This is a genomic window from Leucobacter sp. wl10 (assembly GCF_003569785.1).
Taxonomy (GTDB): domain Bacteria; phylum Actinomycetota; class Actinomycetes; order Actinomycetales; family Microbacteriaceae; genus Leucobacter.
This window is the reverse complement of record NZ_KZ984001.1, coordinates 1-21,379: the sequence shown is the minus strand read 5'-3', so window position 1 is coordinate 21,379 and position 21,379 is coordinate 1. Positions and strand designations below refer to the sequence as shown.

General features: G+C 68.7%; 27 protein-coding genes. 11 read left to right on the top strand and 16 right to left on the bottom strand.

Features of this window, described 5'->3' with window-relative positions; all coding sequences use genetic code 11:
* Window positions 1-129 precede the first annotated feature (129 nt).
* The 5 genes from D1J51_RS12995 to D1J51_RS12975 form a co-directional block, all read right to left on the bottom strand.
* On the bottom strand, window positions 130-1,368 hold the full coding sequence (locus D1J51_RS12995; protein WP_162903831.1) for an MFS transporter: 1,239 nt from the start codon (window positions 1,366-1,368) through the stop codon (window positions 130-132).
* 111 nt (window positions 1,369-1,479) lie between these two features.
* The gene (locus D1J51_RS12990; protein ID WP_205547892.1) at window positions 1,480-2,124 is read right to left on the bottom strand and encodes a GlxA family transcriptional regulator; all 645 of its coding nucleotides are present in this window, start codon (window positions 2,122-2,124) and stop codon (window positions 1,480-1,482) included.
* 80 nt (window positions 2,125-2,204) lie between these two features.
* Complete coding sequence (locus tag D1J51_RS12985) at window positions 2,205-2,558, bottom strand: VOC family protein (RefSeq protein WP_162903830.1); 354 nt, start codon at window positions 2,556-2,558, stop codon at window positions 2,205-2,207.
* Between the two features lie 47 nt (window positions 2,559-2,605).
* Window positions 2,606-3,415 carry a helix-turn-helix domain-containing protein gene (locus D1J51_RS12980; RefSeq protein WP_119075841.1) on the bottom strand — a complete coding sequence of 270 codons (810 nt, stop codon included), beginning with the start codon at window positions 3,413-3,415 and terminating at the stop codon, window positions 2,606-2,608.
* Window positions 3,416-3,739: 324 nt separating this feature from the next.
* Window positions 3,740-4,261, bottom strand: coding sequence for an AAA family ATPase (locus tag D1J51_RS12975; protein ID WP_119075839.1), 522 nt, complete (start codon window positions 4,259-4,261; stop codon window positions 3,740-3,742).
* Between the two features lie 145 nt (window positions 4,262-4,406).
* Here D1J51_RS12975 and D1J51_RS12970 point away from each other — a divergent pair, with 145 nt between their 5' ends.
* Together D1J51_RS12970 and D1J51_RS12965 are read left to right on the top strand one after the other, a co-directional pair.
* Window positions 4,407-5,036: a hypothetical protein gene (locus D1J51_RS12970; RefSeq protein ID WP_162903829.1), complete on the top strand. Its 630-nt coding sequence runs from the start codon at window positions 4,407-4,409 to the stop codon at window positions 5,034-5,036.
* 16 nt (window positions 5,037-5,052) lie between these two features.
* The gene (locus D1J51_RS12965) at window positions 5,053-5,928 is read left to right on the top strand and encodes an alpha/beta fold hydrolase (RefSeq protein WP_240423243.1); all 876 of its coding nucleotides are present in this window, start codon (window positions 5,053-5,055) and stop codon (window positions 5,926-5,928) included.
* A 13-nt stretch (window positions 5,929-5,941) separates the two neighbouring features.
* Here D1J51_RS12965 and lgt read toward each other — a convergent pair whose 3' ends face one another.
* Together lgt and D1J51_RS12955 are read right to left on the bottom strand one after the other, a co-directional pair.
* Window positions 5,942-6,823, bottom strand: a complete 882-nt coding sequence (gene lgt, locus D1J51_RS12960; RefSeq protein ID WP_119075836.1) for a prolipoprotein diacylglyceryl transferase — start codon at window positions 6,821-6,823, stop codon at window positions 5,942-5,944.
* Window positions 6,824-7,226: 403 nt separating this feature from the next.
* Window positions 7,227-7,673 carry a DUF6153 family protein gene (locus D1J51_RS12955; RefSeq protein ID WP_119075834.1) on the bottom strand — a complete coding sequence of 149 codons (447 nt, stop codon included), beginning with the start codon at window positions 7,671-7,673 and terminating at the stop codon, window positions 7,227-7,229.
* 108 nt (window positions 7,674-7,781) lie between these two features.
* Here D1J51_RS12955 and D1J51_RS12950 point away from each other — a divergent pair, with 108 nt between their 5' ends.
* The 5 genes from D1J51_RS12950 (at window position 7,782) to D1J51_RS12930 (ending at window position 14,150) form a co-directional block, all read left to right on the top strand.
* A complete protein-coding gene (locus D1J51_RS12950; protein WP_240423242.1) occupies window positions 7,782-8,090 on the top strand; it encodes a metal-sensitive transcriptional regulator in 309 nt (102 codons plus the stop codon).
* A gap of 119 nt (window positions 8,091-8,209) precedes the next feature.
* The gene (locus tag D1J51_RS12945) at window positions 8,210-10,633 is read left to right on the top strand and encodes a heavy metal translocating P-type ATPase (protein ID WP_119075831.1); all 2,424 of its coding nucleotides are present in this window, start codon (window positions 8,210-8,212) and stop codon (window positions 10,631-10,633) included.
* Between the two features lie 40 nt (window positions 10,634-10,673).
* On the top strand, window positions 10,674-12,341 hold the full coding sequence (locus D1J51_RS12940; RefSeq protein ID WP_119075830.1) for an ABC1 kinase family protein: 1,668 nt from the start codon (window positions 10,674-10,676) through the stop codon (window positions 12,339-12,341).
* 39 nt (window positions 12,342-12,380) lie between these two features.
* Window positions 12,381-13,439, top strand: coding sequence for a type II glyceraldehyde-3-phosphate dehydrogenase (locus D1J51_RS12935; protein WP_119075828.1), 1,059 nt, complete (start codon window positions 12,381-12,383; stop codon window positions 13,437-13,439).
* A gap of 315 nt (window positions 13,440-13,754) precedes the next feature.
* Window positions 13,755-14,150, top strand: coding sequence for a hypothetical protein (locus tag D1J51_RS12930; protein ID WP_119075827.1), 396 nt, complete (start codon window positions 13,755-13,757; stop codon window positions 14,148-14,150).
* A gap of 33 nt (window positions 14,151-14,183) precedes the next feature.
* Here the strand turns inward: D1J51_RS12930 and D1J51_RS12925 are convergent, their stop codons facing one another.
* The 4 genes from D1J51_RS12925 to D1J51_RS12910 all read right to left on the bottom strand — a co-directional run bounded on the left by D1J51_RS12925 (window position 14,184) and on the right by D1J51_RS12910 (window position 16,594).
* Complete coding sequence (locus D1J51_RS12925; protein ID WP_119075825.1) at window positions 14,184-14,942, bottom strand: hypothetical protein; 759 nt, start codon at window positions 14,940-14,942, stop codon at window positions 14,184-14,186.
* Window positions 14,939-15,865 (bottom strand): hypothetical protein, encoded by a 927-nt coding sequence (locus D1J51_RS12920; protein WP_119075824.1) that lies wholly within the window; start codon window positions 15,863-15,865, stop codon window positions 14,939-14,941. Before D1J51_RS12920 ends, D1J51_RS12925 begins: the two co-directional genes overlap by 4 nt.
* A gap of 88 nt (window positions 15,866-15,953) precedes the next feature.
* Entirely contained in the window at window positions 15,954-16,337 is a 384-nt protein-coding gene (locus D1J51_RS12915; protein ID WP_119075822.1) for a hypothetical protein, read from the bottom strand.
* Between the two features lie 2 nt (window positions 16,338-16,339).
* Window positions 16,340-16,594 (bottom strand): hypothetical protein, encoded by a 255-nt coding sequence (locus D1J51_RS12910; protein WP_119075821.1) that lies wholly within the window; start codon window positions 16,592-16,594, stop codon window positions 16,340-16,342.
* A 66-nt stretch (window positions 16,595-16,660) separates the two neighbouring features.
* Here D1J51_RS12910 and D1J51_RS12905 point away from each other — a divergent pair, with 66 nt between their 5' ends.
* Window positions 16,661-16,909, top strand: coding sequence for a hypothetical protein (locus D1J51_RS12905; RefSeq protein WP_119075819.1), 249 nt, complete (start codon window positions 16,661-16,663; stop codon window positions 16,907-16,909).
* Between the two features lie 11 nt (window positions 16,910-16,920).
* Here D1J51_RS12905 and D1J51_RS12900 read toward each other — a convergent pair whose 3' ends face one another.
* Both D1J51_RS12900 and D1J51_RS12895 read right to left on the bottom strand, forming a co-directional pair.
* The gene (locus tag D1J51_RS12900) at window positions 16,921-17,334 is read right to left on the bottom strand and encodes a type II toxin-antitoxin system VapC family toxin (RefSeq protein ID WP_240423240.1); all 414 of its coding nucleotides are present in this window, start codon (window positions 17,332-17,334) and stop codon (window positions 16,921-16,923) included.
* Window positions 17,331-17,585, bottom strand: a complete 255-nt coding sequence (locus tag D1J51_RS12895; protein WP_119075818.1) for a type II toxin-antitoxin system Phd/YefM family antitoxin — start codon at window positions 17,583-17,585, stop codon at window positions 17,331-17,333. The genes D1J51_RS12900 and D1J51_RS12895 overlap by 4 nt, the downstream gene beginning before the upstream one ends.
* Window positions 17,586-17,947: 362 nt before the next feature.
* Between D1J51_RS12895 and D1J51_RS12890 the strand changes: the two genes are divergently transcribed.
* The 3 genes from D1J51_RS12890 to D1J51_RS12880 all read left to right on the top strand — a co-directional run bounded on the left by D1J51_RS12890 (window position 17,948) and on the right by D1J51_RS12880 (window position 19,222).
* Complete coding sequence (locus D1J51_RS12890) at window positions 17,948-18,253, top strand: hypothetical protein (RefSeq protein WP_119075816.1); 306 nt, start codon at window positions 17,948-17,950, stop codon at window positions 18,251-18,253.
* Window positions 18,250-18,618 carry a hypothetical protein gene (locus D1J51_RS12885; protein ID WP_162903827.1) on the top strand — a complete coding sequence of 123 codons (369 nt, stop codon included), beginning with the start codon at window positions 18,250-18,252 and terminating at the stop codon, window positions 18,616-18,618. Before D1J51_RS12890 ends, D1J51_RS12885 begins: the two co-directional genes overlap by 4 nt.
* A 139-nt stretch (window positions 18,619-18,757) precedes the next feature.
* On the top strand, window positions 18,758-19,222 hold the full coding sequence (locus tag D1J51_RS12880) for a hypothetical protein (protein ID WP_119075813.1): 465 nt from the start codon (window positions 18,758-18,760) through the stop codon (window positions 19,220-19,222).
* Here the strand turns inward: D1J51_RS12880 and D1J51_RS12875 are convergent.
* From D1J51_RS12875 to D1J51_RS12865, 3 genes are all read right to left on the bottom strand, one after another.
* Complete coding sequence (locus tag D1J51_RS12875; RefSeq protein ID WP_119075811.1) at window positions 19,212-19,919, bottom strand: sigma-70 family RNA polymerase sigma factor; 708 nt, start codon at window positions 19,917-19,919, stop codon at window positions 19,212-19,214. The two genes, D1J51_RS12880 and D1J51_RS12875, sit on opposite strands and share 11 nt — an antisense overlap.
* A gap of 57 nt (window positions 19,920-19,976) precedes the next feature.
* Window positions 19,977-20,627, bottom strand: a complete 651-nt coding sequence (locus tag D1J51_RS12870) for an SOS response-associated peptidase family protein (protein WP_240423239.1) — start codon at window positions 20,625-20,627, stop codon at window positions 19,977-19,979.
* 414 nt (window positions 20,628-21,041) lie between these two features.
* Window positions 21,042-21,379, bottom strand: a 338-nt coding sequence (locus D1J51_RS12865) for an integrase core domain-containing protein (RefSeq protein WP_162903826.1), incomplete at its 5' end; no start/stop codon positions are given.

Below are 21,379 nucleotides of genomic sequence, written 5' to 3'. Positions count from 1 at the left end.
AACTGGGGCAGGTATTCCTTCGGGCTGATGCCGACCCATCGGTTGAACGCGCGATCCAGAGACAGTGAACCGATGGGGACCGGTCCGGGGGCGTCTCCATCGGCGGGAGGGCGACACCCAGGGGGAGGCCTATTCGGGCGCCTGAACGCGGTGCGCGTCGGCTGACGCGGCCCTGGCGCGGGTGGCGGTGAGGGCGAGGAGGGTGAACAGCGCGAGGACTGCGGCGGTGAACCCGACGACGGTGGGGCCGCGCACCCCGAGCCCGCTGTCGAAGGCTGTTCCGCCGAGGGCGGAGCCTGCGGCGACGCCGATCTGGATGGCGCTGGTGCCCAGGGCGATGGCGAGAGTGTTCGCGGGGCCGGAGGCGCGGGCGATCAGCGACATCATGATCGGGTTCCCGACGAACCCGAATACGCCGACCAGCGCGATCAGGATCACCGCGACCACGCTGCTGGTCGCCCACCACACGATCGCTGCGAGGACCACCGCGAGCAGACCGACGGCGATGTTCACTGTGCCGTAGGGGCGCCGGTCACCGAGACGACCACCGAGGATATTGCCCACCACGCCGCCGATGCCGTAGCCGAGCATAGCCAGCGGTACCAGGGCGGCGGGCAGGCCGGCCTGATCGGTCAAGAGCGGGGCGACGTAACTGTAGGGCGCGAGGAACGCCGCCTGGATCAGCGCCGTCGCCAGGTACACGGCCCAGAGCCTCGGCCGCCGTATCGAGGCGACCTCCTCCCGCAGTGTCGCCCGGTGTCCCCGCACGTCCGGGGGCAGCACCCAGGTGAGCAGGAGCGCGGTCGCCAGGGACAGCCCGGCGAGGATCCAGAACGGTCCCTGCCAGGTCAGCGCCTGCCCGAGCGCGGTGCCCAGCGGCACACCGACGATGTTCGCGAGCGTGATGCCGAGCACGAGGATACCGGTCGCGCGGGCGGCGGCCGCCTGCCCGGACGCGGCGACGGCGACCACGAAACCGACCGCCCAGAAGGTGCCGGTCGCGATGCCCGCGACGAACCGGGCGACCAGCACCACCGTGAGATCGGTGCTCACCGCGCTCAGGACGTGTGCGATCCCGAACACGACCAGGGCGAGGATCAGGGTCGCGCGTCGCGGCAGCCGCATGGTCGCGAGCGCCATCACGGGTGCGCCGATGATCATGCCCGCAGCGAACAGGGTGATCATCAGGCCGGCTCGGGAGACGGTCGTGTGCAGCGCTGCCGCGATGTCCGGGAGCAGGCCGGCGACGATGAGCTCGCTGGTGCCGATCAGGAAGGTGACGGCCCCGAGGAGATAGACCACCGGCGGCAGACCCCGCGAGGCGGTCACCGGTGCGGCGGCGGTCGGCGTGTGCGGTGCAGAACTCATGCGAAACCTTTCGATCGGGACCAGGGGAGAGCCGCTGCTCGCCGACATGATTCGCACCATGCCAAGGAACTCCCCGCCCCGACTACGCTAGAACCTCAAGTCGAGTTGAGATCAAGGAGCGTGCGGCGGTATCCGACGTGCAGAGTCATGAGCACGGTCCTGAGTAGCTGCTCTCCGAGCCGGATCATTCCGGGCGGACGCGGAATCGTTTGCGGTATTCGGTGGGTGCGATCCCAAGGGAGCGGCCGAAGGCCGGGCGAGGGTGTCGACGGTGCCGAACCCGCAGTCTGCGGCGATGCGGGCGAGGGTGTCGTCGGTGGTCTCGAGCCGGTTCCGGGCGGCCTCGACCCTGGCGGCCTCGACGTAGGCGGCGGGAGTGATGCCGAGTTCGCTCTTGAAGATGCGGGTGAGCTGGCGCTCGCCGACGTGCGCGTGGGCGGCGAGATCGGTCACCGGGAGGGGTCGGTGGAGGCTCTGGGCGATGTGGCGGCGGAGCTCTTCCACGCGGCGCGTGGGCGAGACCGGGTCGAGGGAGACGCTGAACTGGCTCTGCCCGCTCGGGCGCTGCAGGTACATCACGAGCTGCCGGGCGACTCGCAGCGCGTAGTCCTGCCCGAAGTCGTCGGCGACCAGGGCGAGGGCGAGGTCGAGGCAGGCGGTGAGGCCGGCGCCGGTCCAGATCTTCCCTTCGCGGATGAAGATCGGGTCGGCGTCCACGGTCGCCGTCGGGTGCTCGGCGGCGAGCTGCGCCGCCATCGCAGACCTCTACGCCGTCGTCGTTCCCACGGCAGACGATCTCGTCTGATGCGACCCGTGAGCCTGTAAGAGCAATGGGGTCATCCGGCTGGCTGTCGGAGTCCGAGCAGGGTGCCGCCGGGGTCGGTGACGTAGGTGACGAGTCCTTGGCCGGGAATCTCGTTGATGTCATCGGAGTGCGTTCCGCCTGCGGCCTCGACCGCAGCGATGCTGGCGCGGAGGTCTTCGACTTCGAGCCAGATGATCACCGGCTGCTGTCGGTACTCTCGGCTCATCACCGCGCCGTCGATCCCGTCCCCGTCGCCGGTGCCCGCCAGGTAGTAGCCGGGCAGGGAGGGCGATGCCGTGTTGTTCCATCCGAACGCATCTGCGTAGAACTGCGTCACAGCCTCGGGTGAATCAGCGGTGATTTCAAAGTGGATAATGCGTCCCATGCGAACGAGTGTAGGAGGGCAGCACCATCGTGACTTGAACGAATCGTTCACGCTCCGGAGAGGTCGCGAAACATCAGCTCAGCGATTCCGTCCAAGCGGTCGCGGAAAGCCGTTGCAGTCATGCCCGTGTGCCGTCGAAACTCCCGCGCAGCGTGAGCTTGATCGGCGTAGCCCGTGGCCGCGGCCAACATCGCCGCACTGTCGCCGGGCTTGCGCTCCTGCAGCGCTGACGTGAACGAGGCGTAGCGGCGCACCGACAGATACTCCTTGGGGCTGATGCCGATCCATCGGTTGAACGCGCGGTACAGTGTCGGTCGCGACACCGCGAGCTGAGCGGCCACGCTCGAGACGGTGAGGTGCCCGACGTTCTGATCGATCAGCCGGACGGCCGTCATGACGAGATCCTTTCCATGCGGCGCCTGAGCGCCTTGCATTGCGGCGAGCAGCCACGAGTCCAAGGCTGTCGCTGGATCATCTCTCAATGCCGAAGCAGACGGGCGATCCAGAGACAGCGAATCGATGGGAACCGGTGCGGCGGGCACTCCCGGCCAGACCTCTGCTGCACCCCACGGCGTGAACTGCACCCCGACGTAGTGAGAGGGGCCGTCCTGCACGAGCACATACGGTTCCGCGGTCACCGGGAGAAACACATCGGCATTCACCTCCGGCACCGAGGATCCGAGACAAAGCCGATAGCCGGGCTGATCCAGGCAGAACTGCACGGTGGCACGGCCGTTGGGGATCAGCACCGCACGAACCTGCTCTGCCTGCGCCGGTGCGACGACCGCCCAGTAGTGCTCCACTGTCTCGACCAGACGCTGGTCGGGAGAAAATCGTCGATACTGCACAGCAGCCATCCTTCCAGCAAGGAGAGTTCATTGATCGAGTTGAGCGCGATGAGGTCTCGGAATGTCGGCCAGGTCTCTGCTCACCAGCGTTCGCAGATAGGAACGACACCACTACATGGAGCGCGCAACCCCATGAGCCTGTAAAAGTAATGCGGTCTTGAATGGGCCTTGATCACTTGAGCGTGATCCTGCGAACCATCGCCGAACTCCTATAGCAACCCTCTCCGAGGGAGTAGTTCCATCGACGGGAACCCGCATGGAGTTATCGTGGCCGAGCGCATGAGATTCGTCATGAGGTGCTCAACTCGCATCGATCCTTCGTCGGCCACGCGGTCAGAGGCGGTCGAGGATGAACTGGGTGCGCTCCTCGGGACTCAGCACGGGGACCGTCACCACCGGGAACGGCAGCGCGCGGTAGACCTCGGTCAGCAGCTCGTGGATCTGCCGCTGGGCGGCCGTATCCTCGGTGCGGGCATAGTCGGGGGCTAGCGGCAGCAGATCGAGGATGAACGTCTTGCGATACTGCACCCGATCGAGCGCGGCGCGCAAACGCGGGTCCGGGGGGAGGTCGAGGAAGCGGTAATACGCGAGGGCATCGGGGAGGGCCCGGTCGAGGAAGACGGTGGCCTCCGGGTCGAGGGCGGCTTCTTCGGCGAGCTGCATGTCGAGCACACCGCGCTGGAAGTCGCGCCGCTTGGCGCGCACCTCCTCGACCGTGCGGCCGGCGATGCGTTGCAGATCGAGATAGTGGCGCGCGTGCTCGATCGTGGTGGTGAAGCCGCGTTCGCGCAGCAGATTCACGGTGGTGGTCTTGCCCGAGCTGGGCCCGCCGGTAATGACGTACCAGTTGCTCACATTCGGCCTTTCCGTCGCTGTGGTGCGGACACCCGCCTTTCCCAGTACCTTATACCCCTAGCCGGTATATGATCTGAGGGAGGCCGGGATCGCGCGGCCCGCCGAGGCGTTCCACCACCCGCGACCGCAACCGGATGGGGGCGCAATGGATACGGCAGTCGGTGTGGTGCAGGCCTACCTGCGGGTCAACGGGTACTTCACCGTCGCCGAGTATCCGGTGCTGGACGCGAGCGGCCCCGACGGGCCGCGCACCGTCACCGACCTCGACATCCTCGCCGTGCGTCTGCACCGCACCGCAGCATCCTCGGGGTTGGTCGATGCTCCTCTGGATCCGGCGCTGGGTGCGGGATCCGCGGCCGACATGATCGTCGGCGAGGTCAAGGAGGGCCGCCCGCACCCGAATCCCGCCATGCGCGACCCCGCCGTCCTCGAGGCCGCCTTCACCCGGTTCGGCTGCTGCCAGCCCGCAGATGCGCCGCGATTGGTCGCCGAACTGCTGGACACCGGGCGGACGGTGGCGCCCGAGGGGCACACCATCCGCATGGTCGTGTTCGGCAACCCCCGGTCTGCGGCCCCCGCGGGAGGGGCGTGGCACACGGTGCCGTTCGCGCAGGTGCTGCGCTTCCTCGAAGACCACCTGTCCACGCACTGGCGAATACTCGGCCGCACCCAGATCAAGGACGACGCGCTGGGCCTGCTGGCGCTGCGCGAGAAAGCGCACCGCAGCGGCCGCCGCCGCGCCGCGCCGCGGTCGGCGCACGGACGCCCCGACTGAGCGCGGGAGGCGGCTCGTGCACACGCAGGGCGAACCGGTGCGCGTGCGCACCCGAGACGGGCGGACACTCTTCGCGATGCTGCTGCCCGGCCCCGCCGGGCAGACCGGGGCGCCGACCGTGGTGTTCGAGGCGGGATCGGCCGCCACGCGCTCCTCATGGGCGCGCGTGCAGACCCGGACCGCGGCCTTCGCCCGCGCCGCCGTCTACGACCGGGCGGGGCTCGGGCGTTCCGCGCCCGACCCGGTGGGGCGCAGCCTGGATCGCATGGCCGACGACCTGAACGATCTCCTCGACGGTCTCGGATCCGGCAGGTTCCTGCTCGTCGGGCACTCCGCGGGCGGCCCGATCGTGCGGCTGGCCGCCGCCCGGCGTCCCGAACGCGTGGCCGGGCTGGTGCTCGTGGATCCGACCGACGAGGCTACCGAGCTCCTGTTCAGCCCGCTGTTCCGGATCGGCGAGAGAGTCGTGATCGCTGCGGAGATGGCGCTGGCCCGCCTGGGTCTGCTCGAGCGGCTCTTCCGGTTCATGAGCGAGGGAGCCCCCGCTGACGTGCGCGCGGACCTGCATCGTGAGGCATTCCGGCCCTCCGTGGTCGCCACCCAGGCGCGTCAGGCGCGCACCTTCCTCCGCGAGCTGCGCGGCTGGCAGCGCACACCCCCGATCCTGCCCGATGTGCCGGTCACCGTGATCTCCGGCGGACGCGCGGGCGGGTTCCTCGGCATGCCGCAGCGGATCCGCGACGCCATGACCGCCGCCGGCAGATACCGTGCCGCGCAGTCACCCCGCGGCCGGCACGTCGTGGCAGACCGCTCGGGCCACGACATCCCCCTCACACAGCCCGAGCTCATCGCCGACGAGATCCGGCGCCTCCTGCGCACGGACGGGCCGTAGTCCCCGCCTCCGGTCACCCCGACGCGACGTCGGCACCCGGCGGTGCTGCGGGCGGCGGTGCCGGGCGCCGCTCGCGCCGTGCCGAGGCGACCAGCAGCGCGACGCCGGCGGCGGCCAGGACGAGTGCGGTGACACTGTTCGCTTTGACGCCGGCGATGAGCAGCTCGGTGGGATCCAGCCGGATCCATTCGAGCACGGTCCGCCCGATCCCGTACCACACCAGGTACAGCCCCAGGGTGCGGCCGGTCCCGAGCGCCGGCCGGCTGCGCCGACGGCGTTCGACGAGCACGATGATGGCGGCACCGGCCAGATTCCACAGCAGCTCGTAGAGGAACAAGGGGTGGAACAGGGTGCCCGCGGGCGTCCCGAGCGGGATGGCGGGATTGCCGGCATCGATCTGCAACCCCCAGGGCAGCGTCGTGGGCGGCCCGAACAGCTCCTGGTTGAAGTAGTTCCCCAGTCGTCCCACTGCCTGTGCCACCAGCATGCCCGGTGCGAGCGCGTCCAGAAACAGCAGCGTCGGAATACCGGCGCGACGGGTGCCGATGACGATCCCGACCAGGCCGCCCAGGACGGCCCCGAAGATCGCGATCCCGCCCTCCCAGATGTAGAACACCCGCCACAGATCGGCGCCGGCGAAGAAGTAGTCGCCGGGGTGGGTGAGCACATGGTAGAGACGGGCGCCGACGATCCCCAGCAGCACCGCCCACATCACGACGTCCAGCACCGTTCCCGGCGGCTGCCCGGCGGCGCGCAGCCGGCGGGACGTGATGATCGCGGCCAGCACGATCCCGACCAGAATGCACAGCGCATAGAATCGGATCTGGACCGGCCCCACCTGCACGAAGCTGATCTCCGGGCTCGGGATCAGCGCTGGAAGCGTCCCGAGGCGCATCAGCACGCTCCTTCCGTCCGAGGCGATGACGACCCGTGCAGTGGTATCCCTTCCGGCCGGAGTGCCCGGCGGGGGAGGCGATCGTGTCGGTCGCGCGGATCGCGAGCGGTGGCCAAGGTGGCTGGGCGCGGCGCCGTGCGGGTCGCGGCGCTCATGAGTGGCTCCCATCCGCGCTGCGGGCGGCCAGGGGTGCGCTGGTGCGGATGCTCCGCGGGGTATCACGGAGATACCGGGGCTGCTGAGGCTTCATAGTGGTCTTTCGGGGTCGAGCAGGAACTGCGAGAGCGCTCGGTGTACGCACGAGCACGCGGGAGAGCGGGCCGTCGGCTCGCTCACGAGTCGCCCCACGCTGGGGCGCACTCGGCAACGGACGCGGGCCGCGAACGGCGCGCCCGACCGCAGCTCAGGTGCGGCTGATCGACAAGCGGATCAACGAAGGACCGGCCCAGGGCGACACGGACCCCCGGCGGGGCAGGGCCGTGCGCAGGTGTCGCGTCCGCGCCAGCAGAGTGGCCCAACCGGACCGTGCCGGCAGAATCAGCAGGAAGAGCGTCAGCAACGCCAGCAGGCAGGTGACGATACCGGCGACGTGCGTCGATCCGCAGACCAGTTCCTCGCAGGCGGCGGGGGCTGCCGTGCTGGCAGTATCCGTCCCCGCGGCAGCCGTCTCCGCCGCGATCGCGGGGATGACGGTGCCGGTGACGTCATCCTCAAGATTGAAGGAGTGCATCGCGAGCAGCCCCGCGATGATCATGATGACCGCGGTGAGGAAGCGCAACGATCCGAGCCGCAGTCGCCGCTGCGGCCGATCCAGCACGGTCACCTGGTCCACCTGCACCACCTCTCCCATCGCCCAGAATACCGTCGGCTTCTCGTGTGAAGGCCTAGAGTGCTCTCCCCGCTCGTCGGCGACCGGGAATACTCCCCACGGTCTATACCTTATACCCCTAGTAGGTATATGATCGAGAGGGGAGGTGAGGGCATGCCGCACGGCTATATCGACCACAAGCAGGCGCTGCTGACACGGCTGCGCCGTGCCGAGGGACAAGTGCGCGGCGTCGCGCGGATGATCGATGAGGAGGTCTACTGCATCGACATCCTCACCCAGGTGTCAGCGGTGACCAAGGCACTGGAATCGGTCGCGCTGAGCCTCTTGGAAGACCATCTCGGCCGGTGCGTCGCACAGGCCACCGCCGAGGGCGGACCGGTCGCGCAGGAGAAGCTGAGCGAAGCCCACGCCGCGATCACCCGCCTGGTGCGCTCCTGACGCCGCCCGGATCCGAGGCGAACCGTGGACCAGCAGCAGATCATCATGACCACCGAACCGACCCGTCGGCCCCGTTCCGACACCACCTCACACGGCACCAACACTGGGAAGGCACCGCGATGACCGATACCGAGACCGTGACCCTTGAGGTCAGCGGCATGATCCGCGCGACTTCGAAGCACATCACCGAGGCTCATCTGGGCCGGCAGCCCGGGGTGGTCAGTGTGGATGCGAATCCGGTCTCGCAGACCGCGACCGTGACCTACGACCCCGAGGCGACCTCGGTGGCGCAGCTGCAGCAGTGGGTGACCGACTGCGGGTACCATTGCGCCGGCCAGTCCGTCCCGGACCATATCTGCGATCCCGACCACGATCCGCATGCCGGGCACGACGCGCATGCCGGGCACGACGCGCATGCCGGGCACGCCGGGGCTGCTCCCGCGGGTGATGGTCATGGTGCGGCCTCGCATAGCGCGCAGGAGTTGATGGGGCACGGCGGGCATCACGGTGGCGGATCGATGGAGTCGATGGTCCGTGATATGCGCAACCGGTTCCTGGTCGCTTTGGTCTTGTCGATCCCGATCACGTTGTGGTCGCCGATCGGGCGGGAGGTGATCGGCTTCGAAGTGGCGGCGCCGTTCGGGTTGCGGGATGACGTGTTCATGCTGATCTTGTCGTTGCCGGTGATCTTCTATTCCGCGTGGATCTTCTTCGATGGCGCCTACCGGGCGCTGCGTGCGAGGACGCTCGACATGATGGTGCTCGTCGCCGTCGGGGTCGGCGCCGGTTGGGTGTACTCTCTCGCGGTCACTCTCACCGGTGGGGGTGAGGTGTTCTACGAGGCCGCGACCGTGCTGGCCACGTTCGTGCTGCTGGGGCACTGGGTGGAGATGCGCGCCCGCGGCGGCGCGAACGATGCCATCCGCACTCTGCTCGAGCTCGCCCCGTCCCGGGCCGTCGTCATCCGCGACGGGGAAGAGGTCGAGATCCCCACGAGCGAGGTCGTCCCGGGGGATCTGATGCTGGTCCGCCCGGGCGCGAAGATCCCCACCGACGGGGTCGTGGATTCCGGCGAGTCCGAGGTGGACGAGTCGATGGTCACCGGCGAGTCCATGCCGGTGACCAAGAGTCCCGGGTCGGAGGTGATCGGGGCCACCGTGAATTCCGTCGGCGCCCTGCGGGTGACCGCCACCAAGGTCGGGTCGGACACGGCGCTCGCGCAGATCGTGAAGCTCGTGCAGGAGGCGCAGAACTCCAAGGCGCCCGGGCAGCGGCTCGCGGACCGGGCCGCGTTCTGGCTGGTGCTGGTCGCTCTGATCGGCGGCACGCTCACCTTCCTGGTGTGGCTGCTGGCGGGGGCCGCGGTGCCGATGGCGATCCTGTTCGCGATCACCGTGGTCGTCATCACCTGCCCCGACGCCCTGGGATTGGCGACCCCGACGGCGATCATGGTCGGCACCGGGCTCGGTGCGAAGCGGGGCGTCTTGTTCAAGAACGCCGCCGGCATCGAGACCGCCGCCCATATCGACACGATCGTGTTCGACAAGACCGGCACTCTCACCAAGGGGGAGCCCGAAGTCACCGACTACGTCGCCGTCGGCGGCGGCGATGTCGAGCTCCTGTCCCTCGCCGCAGCGCTCGAGCGGGAGTCCGAGCATCCGCTCGCCCAGGCGATCGTGAGCTACGCCGACGCCCGCGACGTTCCCCGGCGTGCCGCGACCGCGTTCCGCAACGTCACCGGGCAGGGCGCGATCGCGACCGTCGACGGCAGGCGGGTCGTGCTGGGCAACGCCCGCCTGATGGCCGCCGAAGGCATCGACACCGGCCCGGTCGCCGCCCAGCAGCAGGCTCTCGCGGCCGGCGGCCGCACCGCCATCATGTTCGCCGTGGACGGGCAGATCGCCGGGGTCATCGCCCTCGCGGACGCGCCGCGCGACAGCGCGAAGACCGCGATCGAGGCCTTGCACGAGCAGGGCGTGGAGGTCGTCATGCTCACCGGCGACAACCAGCCCACCGCCGACCGCATCGGCGCCCTGCTCGGCATCGACACCGTGATCGCGGACGTGCTCCCCGAGGACAAGTCTGCGAAGATCGCCGAGCTGCAGCAGTCCGGCAAGAAGGTCGCGATGGTCGGCGACGGCGTCAACGACGCCCCCGCCCTTGCTCAGGCCGACCTCGGCATCGCGATCGGCGCCGGCACCGATGTCGCGATCGAGACCGCCGACGTCGTCCTGATGCGCTCCGACCCGCTCGATGTCGCGATCGCGCTGAAGATCGGGAAGGGCACCCTGCGCAAGATGCGGCAGAACCTGGGCTGGGCCATCGGCTACAACGCTGCGGCGCTCCCCATCGCCGCCGGCGTGTTCTACCCCGCGTTCGGGATCATGCTGTCCCCGGAGATCGCCGCCCTGTCGATGTCCGGCTCCAGTGTGATCGTCGCCGTCAACGCGCTCCTCCTCAAACGCCTCCGCCTGCCCGCGCAACCCGAACCGCAGCCGGAACACGCCACCGCACCCGCCCCAGCGGCCGGCGGTGCGGTATGACCCACCGCCCCGCCCGCACACGCCGCCGGGGGAGCGGGTCATGACCGCGCGCCCCAGCGGCGCGGGCGCGCGCCGCCGGCGTATCCGCCGCATCGCCGCCGTCCTCCAGCGGCATGGCCTGGGGCTGGCCGCGGGTCTGCTGGGGCTGGACGGATGGATCCCGTTCAACCGGGGAGTGCTCGGGCACGCAGCACGGGACGAGCCCTACACGAGCCCCGATCACGTGCGGCTGGCGCTCGAGGAGCTGGGCCCGACGTTCATCAAGCTCGGTCAACTGCTCTCCACCCGCCCCGACCTGCTGCCGCCGGACTACGTCCGCGAGCTCGCCAAGCTGCAGGACGGGGCCCCGGCAGACGACTGGGAGTCCATCAGGGAGGTGCTCCGTGAGGAGCTCGGCGCCGACCCCGACGAGGTGTTCGCGACCTTCGACCCGCAGCCCCTCGCGGCCGCCTCGATCGGGCAGGCCTACGCCGCCACCCGGCACGACGGCACCGAGGTCGTCGTCAAGGTGCGCCGCCCCGGGGCGGTCGCCCAAGTGACTCAGGATCTCGAGATCCTGCAGAACCTCGCCCAGCGCGCCGAGCAGCGCTGGGACCAGGCCCGCCAGTTCAACCTGCCGGGCCTGGTCGACGAGTTCTCCCGCACCCTGCGCGCCGAACTGGACTACCTGCAGGAGGGCCGCAACGCCGAACGTTTCGCGCGCGACTTCGCCGACGCGTCCGACGTCGCGATCCCGCGTGTCTTCTGGGAGACGACCACCTCGCGGGTGCTGACCCTGCAACGGATGCGCGGCATCCGCATCGACGATCTGACCGCGCTCGACGCGGCCGCCATCGACCGCCCCCAGCTCGCGCATCGCGGTGCGCATCTCATCCTGACGATGGTGTTCGAGCATCGTTTCTTCCACGCCGACCCGCATCCGGGGAACATGTTCGTCCATCTGGAGGGGTCGCTCGCTCTGATCGACTTCGGCATGGTCGGGCAGCTCGACGAGGAGGTCGCTGAGCAGCTCGCCGACATCCTCCTGGCCTTCACCCGCGCCGACGCCGATGCCCTCACCACCGCGGTGCTGGCACTGTCGGTGACCAAGGATTTCGCCGACCGCGACGAGCTGCGGGCCGCATTTGCCTCCTTCCTGGCGCAGTACCGCGACCGGCCGGTCGCGGAGATCAACCTCACTCGTCTCCTCGGCGAGGTGCTCGGTCTGCTGCGCCGCCACCACCTGCAGCTGCCGCAGCAGACCGCCCTGCTGTTCAAAGTGCTCATGATGGGGGAGGGCCTGGCGTCTCACCTGGACCCCGAGTTCGACATGATGCAGGCGCTCGCGCCCTTCTCCGAGCGGATCATCCGCCAGCGGTTCTCCCTCCACGCACTGGCGAAGCGCTGGGCAGAGGCCTCCTCCGACGCCGGGGCGCTGCTGCTCGAGCTGCCCCGCACGCTAAGACAGCTGCGCCGCGTGCTGGACGCGAACGGCTTCGCCGTGCACCTGCGCGCTCAGGAGCTGGAACCGCTGGTGAGCCGGGCGGAGCGCATCGGCAACCGGATGGTCGCCGGACTGATCGCCGCCGCACTGATCAACGGCATCGGCGAGCTCGTGAGCGGCAACACTGGTTGGCGCGGCCGGGCCCGCGTGCTCATCGGCACCGGGGCCAGCGTCATCGGTGCTCTCGGCGGCTACCTGCTGTGGACGACGCGCCGGCGACGGTGAACGACGACACCTTCTACCCACCTCGAAGAAAGGCACACCATGCACCCCATCCGCGTCGGCGTGAACGGATACGGCGTCATCGGCAAGCGCGTCGCCGACGCCGTGCTCGCGCAGCCCGATATGCACCTCGTCGGCATCGCCGACATCGCCGCCGACTGGCGCATCAAGTCGGCCGCGCTCCGGCTGCCGGTCTTTGCCGCCACCGACGCCGCCCGCCAGGCCATGCAGGACGGCGGAGTGCACGTCCGCGGGAGTCTCGAGGAGATGCTCGCCGACTGCGAGGTCATCGTCGACACCACGCCGAAGCACATCGCCGCCGGCAACATAGAGCGCTACCGCGCCGCCGGCGTGAAAGTGGTCCTGCAAGGCGGTGAATCCCACGCCACCACCGGGCACTCGTTCGTCGCGCAAGCCAACTACGCGTCAGCCGTCGGCCGCGACAGCACGCGCGTCGTCTCCTGCAACACCACGAGCATCGTCCGCGTCCTCGGCGCCCTCGACGATGCCGGATTGCTGGGGCGTGCGCGAGGCGTGCTCATCCGCCGCGCCACCGACCCGTGGGAATCGCACCTCGGCGGCATCATGAACACGATGGTGCCCGAACCGACCATCCCCTCCCACCAGGGTCCCGACGCGCAGACGGTGCTGCCCGATCTGGACGTTGTCACCATCGCCGCCAAGGGTGCGCACACGCAGACGCACACCCACTTCTGGACCCTGCAGCTCACCCGCCAGGCATCGCGGGAGGACGTGCTCGCAGCACTGCGGGCCGCGCCCCGCATCGCCTTCGTGCGCATGTCCGACGGGCTGGTAGCCCTCAACTCCACGATCGAGCTGATGCGCGACCTCGGGCGGCCCCGCGGCGACATGTGGGAGGTCGCCGTCTGGGAGGACCTCGTCACGGTCACCGGGGACGAGGCGTACCTCACCTACCAGGTCTACAACGAAGCGATCGTCGTCCCCGAGACCATCGACGCGATCCGCGCCCTCACCGCGCGCGTGCCGGACGCACACGCCTCCATCCGACTCACCGACGAGAGCCTCGGTATCCGTCAAGACTTCCTCCTCCCCGCACAGCCCCACGGTCACCACGGCTGAGGATGCGCCCCTCGGCGGTCGGCGGTCGGCGGTCGCATGAGTGTCCCCCGCTGCGAGGAGGCCTGCCGCTGAGCCTGGCTATGCGTTGGTCAGAGTGCCGCCTTCAGGTGCCAGCTAAGATCGCGCACCGCGTCCCTGCACGCAGCCCGGCAGTGTGTCGGGGGAGCAGGCTACGAGACTTCCCCGACCTGCGCACGGCGCCCGCGCCCGCCCCACTCGTGGGTCGGCGCGTCGCGTGCTCCGGCATCGCTCGCCCCGTTATCGCCGGCCCCTGCCGACACACCCACTCCGGGCGCGGCAGGAAGGAACGAGATCATGAGCGCATTCATGGTGCCGATCGAGCACATCCGGGCGATGGTCAACGCCGGGCTCAACATCGAGTACGGGCTGATGACGTGGCTGACCGCGGGGGTACTGATGCCCTCGACGGCGGAGAAGGTCGGAGCGATGCTGCTCGCCGAGAATCAGCGCAGCGTCAACTACCGCTACAACGAGCAGAAGCTCGAGGAGCACTACACGCACGGCCCCTCGAGCCCGCGCAGTCCAGTCGAGATCCTCTTCGCGATCGCCTGCTACGAGTACCAGTCCTGCGAGACGCCCGACTGGGAGCAGAGCGAAGCCGCCGCGTTCTGCCGGAAGCTGCGAATGCACATGATCGTCCAGATCCCCGGCTACGGGGACGCGCAGGCGTGGCCGATCACCACCGCCTGAACCGCTGCGGGCGGGCCCCGGCCGAGCCGGGGCTCACCGAGCGAGCTGCGCGCGAACAAGCTGCGCGAACGCCGGAGCCGTCACCCCCGTGCCGAACAGCGCGGCACGCAACCCCGGCATCGTACGCAGATGCTCAAGTTGCCGCGCCGCATCCCGGCGCGCGCCGATCGGTTCGGGATCGTCGAGCCGCCACCCGCCGAGCTCGTCGCGCGGGTGCTGCTCGGCGATGAGGAGCAGGTTGTAGAGGTCGACGAGATCCTTCGCCGCGTGCCGGCTGCGGGTCGCCAGCGCCTTCACCACGACCGCGAGCTCGACCGTGGGCGTGCGCACCTCCACCTGGCGGGAGCTTCCGTCGGAGAGTGCCACCTCGAGGCGGTGCAGGATCGGCGGGGCGGCCAGGGCGAGCGAGAGCCCCGGCGCGGAGTCGAAGCCGCGCCCGCCCAGCACCGCCGCGGCGAAGCGGCCGTTTGAGGACGGCACGAGCACGTCGACCACCCGCCCATCGCAGACGTAGCGGTTCCCGCCCGAGGCCGTGTAGCCGGCGGCGATCAGCCGCTCGTGCAGCGCCCCCGAATGGGCGATCTCCACCGAGATCGCCGTATCGACGTCGGCGGTGCGGCGTACGACGAACCCCTCGGCCGGGAACGCCTCGGTGAGCAGCGCGACCATCAGGCCGCCGACGACCCGTGTGTCGTCGAAGTCGCGGGTGACATGGGCGACGTCCTCGAGTGCGAGGAACGCGCGGTCGTCGGCGTGCGAGGCCGAGAACGTGCTGTAGCTGCGCTCGATCATGCGGGGATGCTCTCGAGCACCACGCGCCGCAGCTGCGCGATCGCTTCGTCGGCGTCGTTGCCGCCGATGTCGCGGAGATCCCATGCGACGAGGAGCGGGTCGGCGACGTCGAGGCCCCAGGCGGCGGCCGTTGCGAAGATCGTGCGGTCGGCGGGGATCACCACATCGACGGTCGCCTCCTCCGTCGTGGCGGGGGAGAAGCCGAGGGCCTCCATGTCGATCGGCTCCGCGACATAGGCGACCGCGCGCATCGGCGTGCGCCACGGCGCGATGCTCTCGGCGCCGGCATCGGCCGAGAGGCGCGCGAGCGGCCGGAGCAACTCGGCCTGCCTGACGAACGGCTGCCGCGAGTACCAGTGCGTGCGCACCCCCTGGGTACCGGGATACTCCGTCAGGAAGGCGTCCCAGAGCTGCTGCGGGTCGCCGGCCGTCCAGCCGGCATCGCTCGCGCGCACGGCATCCCCGAGTCTCGCGAGCGCGCCGGAGACCGCGCCCTGCGTCAGGCCGATCTCGGCGGCGAGCTGCAGCTGCGTGCGCGGCTCGAGCTGTCGCACGAGTACCCGCATGAGCGCATACCGCCCCCACGGGACACGTCCCCGCGCCGTGCGACGATCGGGAATGGCCGCGCTCGGCTCCTCCCCGAGGATCTCAGTGCCGTCGTGCGTGACGAGCCAGGCGCGCGGCTCCTGGACGACCAGTTGACGCACGCGCGGGGTCGCCCGCGGTGTCACGAACAGGACGACCTCGCCGGCGGGCAGCTCGCGCGTCTGCTCGAGCTGGGCGCGCGTCGGGCTCGTCTTCTGCCGCACGAGGTGCGCGACGAGCCGCTCATGCCCGTACACCAGGTCGAGCTCGGAGGCGCTGCGTGCGCGCACGGTGAAGCCCGCGCGGGTCAGCGCGTCCACTTCGATCGTGCTCGTCACCGCGGTGCACCTCCCTTGGGTATTAGTAAATCAGCGATTCTTCGATTTAGCTAATATCGGGCTTGTGCAGGCCCTCCCCGCACGTCGCCTACCTGGTGATGAACCCCATCACCAGGGCCAGCACTCCGAAGACGAACACGGCCACGAGACTCCCCAGGAAGAGGCGGAGATCCTGCCCGTGCCGGTGCTGCAGCAAAGCGATCTCCTCGGGATCCTCGGTGCGGCTCAGCGCGAGCCTGCCCTGCCACAGCCGCAGCACGATCACCAGCATGACGGTGAGGGCGACTGCAGGGAGCAGCGCCCACGGCTGGCTCGTGAAGCCGATGTAGAAAGTGCTTCCCGCTCCGCCGATGAAGGCGCCCACCCACGCCACCATCAACACTCGCGTCGACGGTTCGCGGCGACGGAGGAGGGTGACGACGAGCGGGAGCATCGAGAGCATGAGGGCGCCCAACAGGATGTACTGCACCATGTTCAGCGACCCGTATCGTCGTTCGGGGGCACCTCGAGCCCGCCCTGGTGCTCTTGCTCGGCTGCGGCGATTCTGAGTTCCTCGATCGCTGGCAGTAGAGCCGTGTACAGCTCGAACGGGATCACCACCGCCTCCGGTCGGCGATGAGCCCCGAAGACCACCGGCTCAGCCAATGCGCCCTCACTGCGGAAGCGCTGCAGCGCCTGGGGGATCTCGGCGCGCGCCTCACGGCTGGGAAAGACACGAGGGATCGACATACGCCCAGTCTAGGCGTTGCAGCATAAAGGTGCTCACAAACGTGACACATTCGCTAGGATCGGGATATGTCCGGCCTGATCCCGCTTCCCGACGAGCACGCCAGCGTCGGCGCGGCACGCATGTGGATCAACCCCGCGCACGTCGTCACCGCCACTGCGATCGTCGACCGGCACCATGAGCCGCCGCGACTGCTCGTCGAGCTCAAGCTCACCGGCCTGAACATCAGCCGGCACTGGCTCGCCTCCGGCACCGACGAGGAGCTGCAGGCGGCCTGGGATGCGTTCGCCGCACAGCTGGCACCGCCCAGCGAGTAGGGAGCGCCCGGCTACACCGGCGCGATGACCTCGAGTCCGTGCGCGCGCGCAGCCTCGGCAAGCCTGACGTCATACGTCAGCATGGCCGAAGCATCGACGCTCAGCGCCCCGGCGAGGTGCAACGCGTCGAGACTACGCAGGCCGGCCTGCGGGTACATTCCCGCCTCACGAAACTCGTGCCTCGTCAACGGGGTCAGCGTCACACCGTCCAGCACGGCGGTGATCAGCACCTGGTCGATGCCGTGGCGCACGCCGATCCTCCGCAGCTCGGTCTCGAGGAGGTCGCTCGAGACTACCATCGGCCCCTCGTCCAGATACCTGCGCAGCTCGTCCGACTCCCGTTCGTCGCTGATGAGCTTCACAGCTGCGGAAGTGTCGAGATAGATCACCTGCGAGGCCGAAGGTGCAGGAGTCGGAGCCGTCACCAGCGATCCTCCCGCTCGAGATCGATGATCTCGTTTACAGGACGGTCGAGCGTGACCTTCGGAAGCGTCGACCAGCCGCCGCTCCGTCGAGCGGCCCGAGACACTGGGAACGGGAGCGCCGGAGTCGCGGCGGGGGAGAGGTGCGCGACGACCACGCCGCGGTTGGTCACTTCCATCGCCTCGCCGTCGGCGACGCGACGCAGCACCTCGGCGGAGTTGTTGCGGAGTTCGCGATGCGTGATCGTAGCCATACCCCAAGTGTAGCACTTTCCGTAGCACGCCAGCGCGACGGACAGGTCGCATCGCGGAGAACGCACCCTCACCGGGTGCGCGCAGATAATGCAGCTCGCACTCCCGTGCAGCTGGGGCACCGGCTACGCCGTTGCCTTCCGGGTCTGGATTGTGCGGACGCGCGAGCAGCTCGTCAAGGCACGCGAAAACTTCTCGACCGCCCGCTGCCGCTCAGCTGCGGCCGAGAACTTGTGCGCTCTATCGGCCTTGACCAGCCGCTCCCGCGCCCATCCAGCGGCAGGTGCCGGAAGGCAATGGGCGATGAGGAGGAGCAGGCATACGGCGTGTTCCCCGACCGCCCGCTCAGAGAAAGGCACCGATCATGCAACTCACCATCGAACTCGGGCACCGCCAGATCGAAATCGACCTCGGGGAGCCGAGCGACACCGAGGGCCACGGCTTCTTCGACGACGGCGACCTCGCCGCCTATGGGGGCAACCTCTACCTCTACCTCGACGGCCAGGAGTACGGCTCTCTGTTCTTCTACACCGTCGACGGAACGCCCCGCATCGAACTCGGCCAGTTCCGCCCCGAACCGCAGCAATGGGAATCGGTCAACCCGCTGGTGACCACCGTGCCCGAGCTGCAAGCCGCACACGATGCCAAGCAGGAGGGGGCAGGACGATGAGCATGGACACGACGATCACCGTCAACCACGTTCCCGTCGACCAGGAGGAAGCCGCCCGGATCGCGAGGTGGCTCGACGAGCTAGCCGAGCGATACGAGTTCTTCCAACCAGAGATCGGCGTCGAGTGCCGCAACGAGCAGTTCCTCGGGCATGTATTCCTGGCGAACTACGACCACAAGTACCAGATCGACGGCCTCGACACCCTCGCCCGCGTTCTCTCCCGGCTCCTACCCGGCTGCGACGTCGACGTCGAGGAAGAAGGATTCCACGACGGGCACTGGGCGGAGCGGGCCACCTACCGCTCCGGCCGCAAGCTGCGATCCAGCAGCAAGCAGTGGGTCGACACCGACGTCAACGAGGACTGACTGCACGGCACGAGACGGGTGCCGACCGGAGCTCCCCGGTCGGCACCCACCCCTCTCAATGTCAGCGGTCGCGCGTACTATCGAAGAGCAGCATTCGCAGCGGTCGACGCGGCGGCAACTGCAGAAGGAGGACACGCTCATGGGGAACCTGAACGCCCACGCGCTGCACGAACTCGAGCTGCAGGGCTGGACGGAAGCCGACTGGTGCCGGCTCCACGGCCACGACCCCGCGCAGCCGTGGGGCGGCGACGCCTGCGGTTGCTCCGACGATCGATGCATCGGGCATCACCACGACGCCACCGACGAATGCCAGTGCCTCCCCGCCATGATCGACCAGGTGCGCGAGCAGGAATACCTCAGCATGGTCGGCAAGAGCATCTGGGCCGAGCACTGCGACGCCATCGAGCAAGACTCCGCCGCGAAGCGCGAACGCGCCGACACGATGCTCGCGAAGATGATCGCCGGCTACTACGCCGGTGCCACCTGGCACGGCTTCGTCGATCGCGGCATCGCCTACCGCAACCAGCACAACGACTCGACCTGGCTCATCTACGACGCCGCGAATGAAACGGCGACCAGCGAGGAACTGCTCGTCACTGTGTAGGCGTGCTGGTGGCGGCGATACCGGCCGTCCGAAGCCCGTTGTCCAGCCACTCGCTCGGCACGTCTGCAACCGGTACGCCGAGCAGCGCGGCGACCGTCGACGCCGGGACACGGGGGAGCAAGCTGGACGCCTCCTCCACGCCCTGGGGGATATACACGCCGACTCGCAGTTCCTCGGCGCCCGGCGCGACGTCGAGGAACGCACGCCGCGACCAGTCCCACAGCATGCCGAGGAGCAGCTCGGCCTCCTCGGTTCCCGGCGTCGGCAGTGCCATCGACACCGAGCGCACAGAAGCCCCGGCAGGGGCGGGATCTGATGCATCAGCCTTGCGGGGCTCCGTGGGTGGCTCCGGGGCGCCACCGCTGAGATCGAGATCGACGGCGTCTCGAAGCTCCGCAAGCGTCACCGCGGCGCTCTCCCGCAGGCCGGCAGACCAGCATCTCGCGGCCGCGATCTCCACGATCGGCGTCGACGAGAGCATCCTCGTCGCGAGCCCATACCCCACCGCATCCCGAAGCGGGAAGAGGTGCTCGGTCTCATTCGCGAGGCGATTCACCCGCGACTTGCTCGTGTCGAGCTCGGCGGCAATCTCACGCTGCGAGAGGCCCTCGAACAGCGCAGAACGCACCAGGATGCCCTCAAGCGCATTGAGGAGGGCCTCGAGTTCCCGCCGCGGTTCGTATGATCGGTGTCCCATAACCAATACTCTATCATATACGGTACTGATTATGGGACAAGTACTCGCAAGTATTCCTCACGGACGCGCCGCGATCGGCTCGGCGAGTACGCCGCCCAGCACGGCCTCGGATACGCCCAAGGCCGCGTCGACCAGTTCACGCGTCGGCGCCGGGCTCGTGAGCCAATCGGCCACGAAGTCGGCTGGGAGCACGAGCGGGGAGCGGTCGTGAATACCCGCGTGCCGATCCTGCGCCGTCCGCATCACCAGCGAGTAGCAGGTGAAGGTCGCCCCATCGGTCGTGCGGCCGGGGCGAGTGACCGCGGCCATCGCGAACAGCTGCGCGTCGGACTCGGTGAACTGGAACCACTGACGCTGCGGCTTCTGCATCTCGAACCACGCGGTCGCAGGCACGATCGCCCGACCCGGCCGGCCATTCTGGGTAAGCAGTCGCTCGGACTTCGTGTTGATCGAAGGAAACTTCGCTGGCACTCCGTCGACGAGGTAGCCCCACCAGGCGAGCTCGAGCTCGCGGCGGCCGTCGACGCCGTGCACGATCGGATTCAGATTCCGCTTATCCTTGCCCGTCGGATAGAGCGTCTTGCCCTCATTCTGCTCGGCCCAGCCGCGGAGTCCGTCGAGCAGCTCGAGGTCGTGCGCGAGGATCTCGTCGCGATCAGTGAACCGTGGATCCAGGCCGTAACTCGCGCACATGATTCGCACCCCCATCCAGAGAAATCCTGCTCTCAGTGTCCCAGGGAAGCGCGGTCAGGTCGAGGCCCGAAACCCTCAAACTGACATAACGAAGGTTATCGGTGAATAGGTATCTCTTGCCGCGCCAGATGTGGACAGCTGAAGGTGTTGGCGGTTGAGGCGTAGCACGGGTCGGTGTTGTCCGGCCTCATCGTGTGCCCGCCGAACCGGTTCACATCGCTTCGCTGTCTCTGGATCGCCCGTCCGCTTCGGCATTGAGAGATGATCCAGCGACAGCCCTGGACTCCTGGCGGCTCGCTGCAATGCAAGATGCCAAGGCTTCGCATGGAAAGGATCTCGTCGTGACGGCCGTCCGGCAGATCGACCAGAACGTCGGGCACCTCACCGTGTCGTGAATTGGCCTGGTTTGAGTTCCGACCGGTTTTCCTGTCAGCCGGTTGGTGACAGAAGCATCTCGGTTCCAGCGTAGTAGGCCTGTTCGACCTCGGCCGGGGTACGCATGTCGAGTTCCCCGTGGAGGCGTTCGTGGTTCCACCACCACACCCACTCGAGCGTCGCGAGCTCGACCTGCTCAACGGTCCGCCACGGGCCTTGCTGACGAATCAGCTCGGTCTTGTAGAGATTGTTGACCGCCTCGGCCATCGCATTATCAAAGCTGTCACCAACCGTTCCAGTTGACGGGACAGCGCCGAGTTCTTGGATGCGGTCGGTGTAGACCATGGCGGTGTAGTTGGTGAGTTCAACCGGTCGATGCAACACCGGGTCGT